General features: G+C 52.5%; 8 protein-coding genes. All 8 read left to right on the forward strand.

What is annotated here, in order from left to right:
• Positions 1-254: 254 nt before the first annotated feature.
• The 8 genes from secE to rpoC all read left to right on the forward strand — a co-directional run bounded on the left by secE (position 255) and on the right by rpoC (position 12,345).
• On the forward strand, positions 255-638 hold the full coding sequence (gene secE / locus IM313_RS08730; RefSeq protein ID WP_003862342.1) for a preprotein translocase subunit SecE: 384 nt from the start codon (positions 255-257) through the stop codon (positions 636-638).
• Position 639: 1 nt separating this feature from the next.
• Positions 640-1,185: a transcription termination/antitermination protein NusG gene (nusG, locus tag IM313_RS08735; protein WP_003862341.1), complete on the forward strand. Its 546-nt coding sequence runs from the start codon at positions 640-642 to the stop codon at positions 1,183-1,185.
• Between the two features lie 156 nt (positions 1,186-1,341).
• The gene (gene rplK / locus IM313_RS08740; protein ID WP_008503452.1) at positions 1,342-1,770 is read left to right on the forward strand and encodes a 50S ribosomal protein L11; all 429 of its coding nucleotides are present in this window, start codon (positions 1,342-1,344) and stop codon (positions 1,768-1,770) included.
• Positions 1,771-1,773: 3 nt separating this feature from the next.
• Positions 1,774-2,478 carry a 50S ribosomal protein L1 gene (rplA, locus tag IM313_RS08745; protein ID WP_006810530.1) on the forward strand — a complete coding sequence of 235 codons (705 nt, stop codon included), beginning with the start codon at positions 1,774-1,776 and terminating at the stop codon, positions 2,476-2,478.
• A 289-nt stretch (positions 2,479-2,767) separates the two neighbouring features.
• Entirely contained in the window at positions 2,768-3,265 is a 498-nt protein-coding gene (rplJ, locus tag IM313_RS08750) for a 50S ribosomal protein L10 (protein WP_003862338.1), read from the forward strand.
• A gap of 66 nt (positions 3,266-3,331) precedes the next feature.
• Positions 3,332-3,697: a 50S ribosomal protein L7/L12 gene (rplL, locus tag IM313_RS08755; RefSeq protein ID WP_002445276.1), complete on the forward strand. Its 366-nt coding sequence runs from the start codon at positions 3,332-3,334 to the stop codon at positions 3,695-3,697.
• A 319-nt stretch (positions 3,698-4,016) separates the two neighbouring features.
• On the forward strand, positions 4,017-8,045 hold the full coding sequence (gene rpoB, locus IM313_RS08760; RefSeq protein ID WP_192972121.1) for a DNA-directed RNA polymerase subunit beta: 4,029 nt from the start codon (positions 4,017-4,019) through the stop codon (positions 8,043-8,045).
• A 76-nt stretch (positions 8,046-8,121) separates the two neighbouring features.
• Positions 8,122-12,345: a DNA-directed RNA polymerase subunit beta' gene (gene rpoC, locus IM313_RS08765; protein ID WP_028015097.1), complete on the forward strand. Its 4,224-nt coding sequence runs from the start codon at positions 8,122-8,124 to the stop codon at positions 12,343-12,345.
• The last annotated feature ends 15 nt before the right edge of the window (positions 12,346-12,360 follow it).

The raw sequence follows: 12,360 nt of genomic DNA on the forward strand, positions 1-12,360 counted from the left end.
GGCGTTGTTGCTAAAGTTCTCGGCTAATCGCTGATAACATTTGACGCAATGCGCAATAAAAGGGCATCATTTGATGCCCTTTTTGCACGCTTTCACATCAGAACCTGGCTCATCAGTGATTAATTTTGTCATAATCATTGCTGAGACAGGCTCTGCGGAGAGCGTATAATACGAAAAGCGAATAGCATTTCGATTGGTTTGCCTCGCACTCGCGGGGTGAAAATGTTTGTAGAATACTTCTGACAGGTTGGTTTATGAGTGCGAATACCGAAGCTCAAGGGAGCGGGCGCGGCCTGGAAGCGATGAAATGGGTAGTTGTAGCCGTGCTGCTGATTGTGGCGATTGTCGGCAACTATCTTTATCGTGACATGATGCTGCCGCTACGCGCGCTTGCAGTGGTAATTCTGATTGCTGCGGCGGGTGGTGTCGCGCTGTTGACGACAAAAGGCAAAGCGACCGTTGCGTTTGCCCGCGAAGCGCGTACCGAAGTCCGCAAGGTCATTTGGCCGACTCGCCAGGAAACATTGCACACCACGCTGATCGTAGCGGCGGTAACCGCTGTAATGTCACTGATCCTGTGGGGACTGGATGGTATTCTGGTTCGCCTGGTATCCTTTATCACTGGCCTGAGGTTCTGAGATGTCTGAAGCCCCTAAAAAGCGCTGGTACGTCGTTCAGGCGTTTTCCGGTTTTGAAGGCCGCGTAGCAACGTCGCTGCGTGAGCATATCAAATTACACAACATGGAAGAGTTGTTTGGCGAAGTTATGGTTCCGACCGAAGAAGTGGTTGAGATCCGTGGCGGCCAGCGTCGCAAAAGCGAGCGCAAATTCTTCCCGGGTTACGTGCTGGTTCAGATGGTTATGAACGACGCGAGCTGGCACCTGGTGCGCAGCGTGCCGCGTGTGATGGGCTTTATCGGCGGCACGTCTGACCGTCCGGCGCCAATCAGCGACAAAGAAGTTGATGCGATTATGAACCGCCTGCAGCAGGTGGGTGATAAGCCGCGTCCGAAAACGCTGTTTGAACCGGGTGAAATGGTTCGTGTTAATGACGGTCCGTTTGCTGACTTTAATGGCGTGGTTGAAGAAGTGGACTATGAGAAGTCCCGCCTGAAAGTTTCTGTTTCTATCTTCGGTCGTGCGACCCCGGTAGAGCTGGACTTTGCCCAGGTAGAAAAAGCCTAAGCAGCGATCAAAAAAGCGACGATTTAATCGTTGCACAAGGCGCGGGATTGGAATACAATTTCGCGCCTTTTGTTTTTATGGGTCCCGGCCCGTAAAACGAATTTTATTCACGGGGAGCCTCCCTGAGGCGCTATTACCCAATCAGAGGATTTTAGAATGGCTAAGAAAGTACAAGCCTACGTCAAGCTGCAGGTTGCAGCTGGTATGGCGAACCCAAGTCCACCAGTTGGTCCAGCTCTGGGTCAGCAGGGTGTGAACATCATGGAATTCTGTAAAGCGTTCAACGCAAAAACTGAATCCCTGGAAAAAGGTCTGCCAATCCCAGTCGTAATCACTGTTTACGCTGACCGTTCTTTCACTTTCGTTACCAAAACCCCTCCAGCAGCAGTTCTGCTGAAGAAAGCGGCTGGTATCAAGTCTGGTTCCGGTAAACCGAACAAAGACAAAGTGGGTAAAATTTCCCGCGCTCAGCTGCAGGAAATCGCGCAGACCAAAGCTGCCGACATGACTGGTGCCGACATTGAAGCGATGACTCGCTCCATCGAAGGTACTGCACGTTCCATGGGCCTGGTAGTGGAGGACTAAGAAATGGCTAAACTGACCAAGCGCATGTCCGTGATCCGTGACAAAGTTGATGCGACCAAACAGTACGACATCAACGAAGCTATTGCTCTGCTGAAAGAACTGGCGACTGCTAAGTTCGTTGAAAGCGTTGACGTTGCCGTTAACCTGGGCATCGATGCTCGTAAATCCGATCAGAACGTTCGTGGCGCAACTGTACTGCCACACGGTACTGGCCGTTCCGTTCGCGTAGCTGTATTTGCTCAGGGTGCAAACGCTGAAGCTGCTAAAGCTGCCGGCGCTGAACTGGTAGGTATGGAAGATCTGGCTGATCAGATCAAAAAAGGCGAAATGAACTTTGACGTTGTTATTGCTTCTCCAGATGCAATGCGCGTTGTTGGCCAGCTGGGCCAGGTTCTGGGTCCACGCGGCCTGATGCCAAACCCGAAAGTGGGTACTGTAACCCCTAACGTTGCTGAAGCGGTTAAGAACGCTAAAGCAGGTCAGGTTCGTTACCGTAACGACAAAAACGGCATCATCCACACCACCATCGGTAAAGTGGACTTTGACGCTGACAAACTGAAAGAAAACCTGGAAGCTCTGCTGGTTGCGCTGAAAAAAGCTAAACCAACTCAGGCGAAAGGCGTGTACATCAAGAAAGTTAGCATCTCCACCACCATGGGTGCAGGTGTTGCAGTTGACCAGGCTGGCCTGAGCGCTGCTGCAAACTAATGCCTTTACGTGGGCGGTGATTTTGTCTACAATATTACCCCCACGTTTGCTAACGAAAGTTAGCGGCTAAAAGATTTGTTCGTTGGAGCCTGGCCTATCCAGGCCTCCGTCGAAGACCGCAGGTGTTTCGCAAGAAACTTAATCCCCTGCGTAGACGGTGACAGAACGCTAAGATTATTTTTAATACTCTGGCTTGTTTCTGCTCACCGTATTAAGACGCTCTTCCCGTTGGGTTGAGTGAAGTGAGTTCCGGAACATGAGTTCCGGCAAACATCCAGGAGCAAAGCTAATGGCTTTAAATCTTCAAGACAAACAAGCGATTGTTGCTGAAGTCAGCGAAGTAGCCAAAGGCGCGCTGTCTGCAGTAGTTGCGGATTCCCGTGGCGTTACTGTAGACAAAATGACTGAACTGCGTAAAGCAGGTCGTGAAGCTGGCGTATACATGCGTGTTGTTCGTAACACCCTGCTGCGTCGCGTAGTTGAAGGTACTCAGTTCGAGTGCCTGAAAGACACGTTTGTTGGTCCGACCCTGATTGCATACTCTATGGAACACCCGGGCGCTGCTGCTCGTCTGTTCAAAGAGTTCGCGAAAGCGAATGCAAAATTTGAGGTCAAAGCTGCAGCCTTTGAAGGTGAGTTGATCCCGGCATCGCAAATCGATCGCCTGGCAACCCTGCCGACCTACGAAGAAGCAATTGCACGCCTGATGGCAACCATGAAAGAAGCTGCGGCTGGCAAACTGGTTCGCACTCTGGCTGCTGTACGCGATGCGAAAGAAGCTGCTTAATCGCAGTTATCTTTATAAAGCATTTGCTTACGTATAAACTTATTCTGATTTTCAGGAACAATTTAAATGTCTATCACTAAAGATCAAATCATTGAAGCAGTTGCAGCTATGTCCGTAATGGACGTTGTAGAGCTGGTATCTGCAATGGAAGAAAAATTCGGTGTTTCTGCTGCTGCTGCTGTAGCTGTAGCTGCTGGCCCGGCTGAAGCTGCTGAAGAAAAAACTGAATTCGACGTAATTCTGAAAGCTGCTGGCGCGAACAAAGTTGCTGTTATCAAAGCAGTACGTGGCGCAACTGGCCTGGGTCTGAAAGAAGCTAAAGACCTGGTAGAATCTGCTCCAGCTGCGCTGAAAGAAGGCGTGAGCAAAGACGACGCAGAAGCACTGAAAAAATCTCTGGAAGAAGCTGGCGCTGAAGTTGAAGTTAAATAAGCCAACTTTTCTGGTTGCAGCCTAAGCAATTAGGCTGATGGCTGGTGACTTTTTAGTCACCAGCCTTTTTGCGCTGTAAGGCATCAGTAGCATTTCACACTGTTTGACTGCTGATTGTCCTGACAATGCTTGTTTCTATCGACGACTTAATATACTGCGACAGGGTGCTCGCTCTGTGTAAATCGCAATGAAATGGTTTAAGCGTGATAGCAACAGGTATTGCGGAAAGTATTCAATTTTCCGGTCCACAAAATGGTGTTGCACAAACTGTCCCTTCGTCGGACAGATGGGTCGACTTGTCAGCGAGCTGAGGAACCCTATGGTTTACTCCTATACCGAGAAAAAACGTATTCGTAAGGATTTTGGTAAACGTCCACAAGTTCTGGACATTCCATATCTCCTTTCTATCCAGCTTGACTCGTTCCAGAAGTTTATCGAGCAAGATCCTGAAGGGCAGTACGGTCTGGAAGCAGCCTTCCGTTCCGTGTTCCCGATTCAGAGCTACAGCGGTAACTCCGAGCTGCAGTACGTCAGCTACCGCCTTGGCGAACCGGTGTTTGACGTTCAGGAATGTCAGATCCGTGGTGTGACCTATTCCGCACCGCTGCGCGTAAAACTGCGTCTGGTGATCTACGAGCGCGAAGCGCCGGAAGGCACCGTAAAAGACATTAAAGAACAAGAAGTCTACATGGGTGAGATTCCACTCATGACGGACAACGGTACTTTCGTTATCAACGGTACTGAGCGTGTTATCGTTTCCCAGCTGCATCGTAGCCCGGGCGTCTTCTTCGACAGCGATAAAGGTAAAACACACTCTTCCGGTAAAGTACTGTATAACGCACGCATCATTCCTTACCGTGGTTCATGGCTGGACTTCGAGTTCGATCCAAAAGACAACCTGTTTGTCCGTATCGACCGTCGTCGTAAACTGCCTGCAACCATCATTCTGCGTGCACTGAACTATACCACTGAGCAGATCCTGGACCTGTTCTTTGAGAAAGTGATCTTTGAAATCCGCGACAACAAGCTGCAGATGGAGCTGGTGCCGGAACGTCTGCGTGGTGAGACCGCGTCGTTCGACATCGAAGCCGACGGCAAAGTGTATGTGGAAAAAGGTCGCCGTATCACCGCGCGCCACATCCGCCAGCTGGAAAAAGATGATATCAAACACATCGAAGTTCCGGTTGAATACATTGCAGGAAAAGTAGCCGCGAAAGATTACGTTGATGAATCAACTGGCGAGCTGATCTGCCCGGCGAACATGGAGCTGAGCCTGGATCTGCTGGCTAAGTTGAGCCAGTCTGGTCACAAACGTATCGAAACGCTGTTCACCAACGATCTGGACCACGGTCCGTACATCTCTGAGACTGTACGCGTCGACCCAACCAACGATCGTCTGAGCGCGCTGGTAGAAATCTACCGCATGATGCGTCCTGGTGAGCCACCAACTCGCGAAGCGGCTGAAAGCCTGTTCGAGAACCTGTTCTTCTCCGAAGACCGCTACGATCTGTCCGCGGTAGGTCGTATGAAGTTCAACCGTTCTCTGCTGCGCGACGAAATCGAAGGTTCCGGTATCCTGAGCAAAGACGACATCATCGAAGTGATGAAGAAGCTCATCGATATCCGTAACGGTAAAGGCGAAGTGGACGATATCGACCACCTCGGCAACCGTCGTATCCGTTCCGTTGGCGAAATGGCGGAAAACCAGTTCCGCGTTGGCCTGGTACGTGTAGAGCGTGCGGTGAAAGAGCGTCTGTCTCTGGGCGATCTGGATACCCTGATGCCTCAGGATATGATCAACGCCAAGCCGATTTCTGCAGCAGTGAAAGAGTTCTTCGGTTCCAGCCAGCTGTCCCAGTTCATGGACCAGAACAACCCGCTGTCTGAGATCACGCACAAACGTCGTATCTCTGCACTCGGCCCAGGCGGTCTGACCCGTGAACGTGCAGGCTTTGAAGTTCGAGACGTACACCCGACTCACTACGGTCGCGTATGTCCAATCGAAACGCCTGAAGGTCCAAACATCGGTCTGATCAACTCCCTGTCCGTGTACGCACAGACAAACGAATACGGTTTCCTTGAGACCCCGTATCGTAAAGTGACCCACGGTGTGGTTACCGACGAAATTCATTACCTGTCTGCTATCGAAGAAGGCAACTACGTTATCGCTCAGGCGAACTCCAACCTGGATGACGAAGGCCACTTTGTAGAAGATCTGGTTACCTGCCGTAGCAAAGGCGAATCCAGCTTGTTCAGCCGCGACCAGGTTGACTACATGGACGTTTCCACCCAGCAGGTGGTATCCGTCGGTGCGTCCCTGATCCCGTTCCTGGAACACGATGACGCCAACCGTGCATTGATGGGTGCGAACATGCAACGTCAGGCCGTTCCAACTCTGCGTGCTGATAAGCCGCTGGTTGGTACCGGTATGGAACGTGCTGTTGCCGTTGACTCCGGTGTTACTGCAGTTGCTAAGCGTGGCGGTACCGTTCAGTACGTTGACGCATCCCGTATCGTTATCAAAGTTAACGAAGACGAGATGTATCCGGGCGAAGCGGGTATCGACATCTACAACCTGACCAAATACACCCGTTCTAACCAGAACACCTGTATCAACCAGATGCCTTGCGTATCTCTGGGTGAGCCAGTTGAGCGCGGCGACGTGCTGGCAGACGGTCCGTCCACCGACCTCGGTGAACTGGCGCTCGGTCAGAACATGCGCGTAGCGTTCATGCCGTGGAACGGTTACAACTTCGAAGACTCCATCCTCGTCTCCGAGCGTGTGGTTCAGGAAGATCGTTTCACCACCATCCACATTCAGGAACTTGCCTGTGTGTCCCGTGACACCAAGCTGGGGCCAGAAGAGATCACTGCCGACATCCCTAACGTGGGTGAAGCTGCGCTCTCCAAGCTGGATGAATCCGGTATTGTTTACATCGGTGCGGAAGTGACCGGCGGCGACATTCTGGTAGGTAAGGTGACGCCGAAAGGTGAAACCCAGCTGACCCCAGAAGAGAAACTGCTGCGTGCTATCTTCGGTGAGAAAGCGTCTGACGTTAAAGACTCTTCTCTGCGCGTACCAAACGGTGTTTCCGGTACGGTTATCGACGTTCAGGTCTTCACTCGTGATGGCGTTGAGAAAGATAAGCGTGCGCTGGAAATCGAAGAGATGCAGCTCAAACAGGCTAAGAAAGACCTGTCTGAAGAACTGCAGATCCTCGAAGCAGGTCTGTTCAGCCGTATCTATGCGGTGCTGGTTGCCGGTGGCGTTGAAGCTGAGAAGCTCGACAAACTGCCACGCGATCGCTGGCTGGAACTCGGCCTGACCGACGAAGAGAAACAAAATCAGCTGGAACAGCTGGCTGAGCAGTATGACGAACTGAAACACGAGTTCGAGAAAAAACTCGAAGCGAAACGCCGCAAAATCACTCAGGGCGACGATCTGGCACCAGGCGTGCTGAAGATTGTTAAGGTGTATCTGGCTGTTAAACGTCAGATCCAGCCTGGTGATAAGATGGCAGGTCGTCACGGTAACAAGGGTGTTATCTCTAAGATCAACCCGATCGAAGATATGCCGCACGATGCTAACGGTACGCCGGTAGATATCGTACTGAACCCACTGGGCGTACCGTCTCGTATGAACATTGGTCAGATCCTGGAAACCCACCTGGGTATGGCTGCGAAAGGTATCGGCGACAAGATCAACGCCATGCTGAAACAGCAGCAGGAAGTCGCGAAACTGCGCGAATTCATCCAGCGTGCCTACGATCTGGGTACCGACGTGCGTCAGAAAGTCGACCTGAACACCTTCAGCGATGAAGAAGTGCTGCGTCTGGCAGAGAACCTGCGCAAAGGTATGCCAATTGCAACGCCGGTATTCGACGGTGCAAAAGAAGCTGAAATTAAAGAGCTGCTGCAACTGGGTGGTCTGCCAACGTCTGGTCAGATTACGCTGTTTGACGGCCGTACCGGTGAACAGTTTGAGCGTCCAGTAACCGTAGGTTACATGTACATGCTGAAACTGAACCACCTGGTCGACGACAAGATGCACGCTCGTTCTACCGGTTCTTACAGCCTGGTTACCCAGCAGCCGCTGGGTGGTAAGGCACAGTTCGGTGGTCAGCGCTTCGGGGAGATGGAAGTGTGGGCGCTGGAAGCATACGGCGCGGCATACACCCTGCAGGAAATGCTCACCGTTAAGTCTGATGACGTGAACGGTCGTACCAAGATGTATAAAAACATCGTGGACGGCAACCATCAGATGGAACCAGGCATGCCAGAATCCTTCAACGTACTGTTGAAAGAGATTCGTTCGCTGGGTATCAACATCGAACTGGAAGACGAGTAATTCTCGCTCAAACAGGTCACTGGTGCCGGGTTAACCCCCGGCACCGGATTGTGCTAACTCCGACGGGAGCAAATCCGTGAAAGATTTATTAAAGTTTCTGAAAGCGCAGACTAAAACCGAAGAGTTTGATGCGATCAAAATTGCTCTGGCTTCGCCAGACATGATCCGTTCATGGTCTTTCGGTGAAGTTAAAAAGCCGGAAACCATCAACTACCGTACGTTCAAACCTGAGCGTGACGGCCTTTTCTGTGCGCGTATTTTCGGGCCAGTAAAAGACTACGAGTGCCTGTGCGGTAAGTACAAGCGCCTGAAACACCGCGGTGTGATCTGTGAGAAGTGCGGCGTTGAAGTGACCCAGACCAAAGTACGCCGTGAGCGTATGGGCCACATCGAGCTGGCGTCTCCGACTGCTCACATCTGGTTCCTGAAATCTCTGCCGTCCCGTATCGGTCTGCTGCTGGATATGCCGCTGCGCGATATCGAACGTGTTCTGTACTTCGAATCTTATGTAGTTATCGAAGGCGGGATGACCAACCTGGAACGTCACCAGATCCTGACTGAAGAGCAGTATCTGGACGCGCTGGAAGAGTTCGGTGACGAATTCGACGCGAAGATGGGTGCGGAAGCTATTCAGGCCCTGCTGAAGAGCATGGATCTGGAGCAGGAGTGCGAGCAGCTGCGTGAAGAGCTGAACGAAACCAACTCCGAAACCAAGCGTAAAAAGCTGACCAAGCGTATCAAACTGCTGGAAGCGTTCGTTCAGTCTGGCAACAAACCAGAGTGGATGATCCTGACCGTTCTGCCGGTTCTGCCGCCAGATCTGCGTCCGCTGGTTCCGCTGGATGGTGGTCGTTTCGCAACGTCCGATCTGAACGATCTGTATCGTCGCGTTATCAACCGTAACAACCGTCTGAAACGTCTGCTGGATCTGGCTGCGCCGGACATCATCGTACGCAACGAAAAACGTATGCTGCAGGAAGCGGTAGATGCCCTGCTGGATAACGGTCGTCGCGGTCGTGCGATCACCGGTTCTAACAAGCGTCCTCTGAAATCTTTGGCCGACATGATCAAAGGTAAGCAGGGTCGTTTCCGTCAGAACCTGCTCGGTAAGCGTGTTGACTACTCCGGTCGTTCTGTAATCACCGTAGGTCCATACCTGCGTCTGCATCAGTGCGGTCTGCCGAAGAAAATGGCACTGGAGCTGTTCAAACCGTTCATCTACGGCAAGCTGGAGCTGCGTGGCCTGGCCACCACCATCAAAGCCGCTAAGAAAATGGTTGAGCGTGAAGAAGCTGTCGTTTGGGATATCCTGGACGAAGTTATCCGCGAACACCCGGTACTGCTGAACCGTGCACCAACCCTGCACCGTCTGGGTATCCAGGCATTTGAGCCAGTCCTGATCGAAGGTAAAGCTATCCAGCTGCACCCGCTGGTTTGTGCGGCCTATAACGCCGACTTCGATGGTGACCAGATGGCTGTTCACGTACCGCTGACGCTGGAAGCCCAGCTTGAAGCGCGTGCGCTGATGATGTCTACCAACAACATCCTGTCTCCAGCGAACGGTGAACCAATTATCGTTCCTTCTCAGGACGTTGTATTGGGTCTGTACTACATGACCCGTGACTGTGTTAACGCCAAAGGCGAAGGCATGGTGCTGACTGGCCCTAAAGAAGCTGAGCGTATTTATCGCGCTGGCCTGGCCTCTCTGCATGCGCGCGTTAAAGTGCGTATCACCGAATACGAAAAAGATGCAAACGGCGAATTCGTTGCGAAGACCAGCCTGAAAGACACGACCATTGGCCGTGCCATTCTGTGGATGATCGTACCGAAAGGTCTGCCTTTCTCCATCGTCAACCAGGCGCTGGGCAAGAAAGCGATCTCCAAAATGCTGAACACCTGTTACCGCATTCTGGGTCTGAAGCCGACCGTTATCTTCGCTGACCAGACAATGTATACCGGCTTTGCTTATGCAGCGCGTTCAGGTGCATCTGTTGGTATCGATGACATGGTCATCCCAGAGAAGAAACACGAGATCATCTCTGAAGCGGAAGCTGAAGTTGCTGAGATCCAGGAGCAGTTCCAGTCTGGTCTGGTAACCGCGGGCGAACGCTACAACAAAGTTATCGATATCTGGGCAGCGGCGAACGATCGTGTATCCAAAGCGATGATGGATAACCTGCAAACCGAAACCGTGATTAACCGTGACGGCGTCGAAGAGCAGCAGGTTTCCTTCAACAGCATCTACATGATGGCCGACTCCGGTGCGCGTGGTTCTGCAGCACAGATTCGTCAGCTGGCAGGTATGCGTGGTCTGATGGCGAAGCCAGATGGCTCCATCATCGAAACGCCAATCACCGCGAACTTCCGTGAAGGTCTGAACGTACTCCAGTACTTCATCTCCACGCACGGTGCGCGTAAAGGTCTGGCGGATACCGCACTGAAGACAGCGAACTCCGGTTATCTGACGCGTCGTCTGGTTGACGTTGCGCAGGATCTGGTTGTCACCGAAGACGATTGTGGCACCCTCGAAGGTATCACCATGACCCCGGTTATCGAGGGTGGTGATGTTAAAGAGCCGCTGCGCGATCGCGTACTGGGTCGTGTGACCGCGGAAGACATTCTGAAGCCGGGCACCGCAGACATTCTGGTTCCACGCAATACGCTGCTGCACGAACAGTGGTGTGACCTGCTGGAAGCGAACTCTGTTGACTCTGTGAAAGTGCGTTCCGTTGTATCCTGTGACACCGACTTTGGTGTGTGTGCGCACTGCTACGGTCGTGACCTGGCGCGTGGCCACATCATCAACAAAGGTGAAGCCATCGGCGTTATCGCGGCACAGTCCATCGGTGAGCCGGGTACACAGCTGACGATGCGTACGTTCCACATCGGTGGTGCGGCATCTCGTGCGGCTGCTGAATCCAGCATTCAGGTGAAAAACAAAGGTAGCATCAAGCTCAGCAATGCGAAGTCTGTTGTTAACTCCGCAGGCAAGCTGGTTGTGACCTCTCGTAACACCGAGCTGAAGCTGATCGACGAATTCGGTCGTACCAAAGAGAGCTATAAAGTGCCTTACGGTGCGGTTATGGCGAAAGGTGATGGCGAGCAGGTTGCCGGCGGTGAAACCGTTGCAAACTGGGATCCACACACCATGCCGGTAATCACCGAAGTAAGTGGTTTCATCCGCTTTACTGACATGATCGACGGCCAGACCATTACTCGTCAGACCGACGAGCTGACCGGTCTGTCTTCTCTGGTGGTTCTGGATTCTGCTGAACGTACTACCGGCGGTAAAGATCTGCGTCCTGCACTGAAAATCGTTGATGCTCAGGGTAACGACGTTCTGATCCCGGGTACCGATATGCCTGCGCAGTACTTCCTGCCGGGTAAAGCGATTGTACAGCTGGAAGATGGCGTACAGATCAGCTCTGGTGACACCCTGGCGCGTATTCCTCAGGAATCCGGCGGTACCAAGGACATCACCGGTGGTCTGCCACGCGTTGCGGACCTGTTCGAAGCACGTCGTCCGAAAGAGCCTGCAATCCTGGCTGAAATCAGCGGGATCATCTCCTTCGGTAAAGAGACTAAAGGTAAGCGCCGTCTGGTTATCACCCCAGTAGATGGCAGCGAGCCGTATGAAGAGATGATTCCTAAGTGGCGTCAGCTCAACGTGTTCGAAGGCGAACGTGTAGAACGTGGTGACGTGGTTTCCGACGGTCCAGAAGCGCCGCACGACATCCTGCGTCTGCGTGGTGTGCATGCTGTTACTCGTTACATTGTTAACGAAGTACAGGACGTATACCGCCTGCAGGGCGTTAAGATTAACGATAAGCACATCGAAGTTATCGTTCGTCAGATGCTGCGTAAAGCAACCATCGAAAACGCGGGCAGCTCCGACTTCCTGGAAGGCGAGCAGGTTGAATACTCACGCGTTAAGATCGCTAACCGCGATCTGGAAGCGAACGGCAAAATCGGTGCGACCTTCGCACGCGATCTGCTGGGTATCACCAAAGCGTCTCTGGCAACCGAGTCCTTCATCTCCGCAGCATCGTTCCAGGAAACGACTCGTGTCCTGACCGAAGCCGCTGTTGCAGGTAAACGTGATGAACTGCGCGGTCTGAAAGAGAACGTCATCGTGGGTCGTCTGATCCCTGCCGGTACCGGTTATGCGTACCATCAGGATCGTATGCGTCGTCGCGCAGCGGGCGAACTGCCAGCTGCACCGCAGGTTACTGCTGAAGATGCATCCGCGAGCCTGGCAGAACTGCTGAACGCAGGTCTGGGCGGTTCCGACAACGAGTAATCGTTGATGCCGTAA

The sequence above is a fragment of the Enterobacter cloacae complex sp. P2B genome (genome assembly GCF_014895985.1).
Classification (GTDB): Bacteria; Pseudomonadota; Gammaproteobacteria; order Enterobacterales; family Enterobacteriaceae; genus Enterobacter; species Enterobacter bugandensis.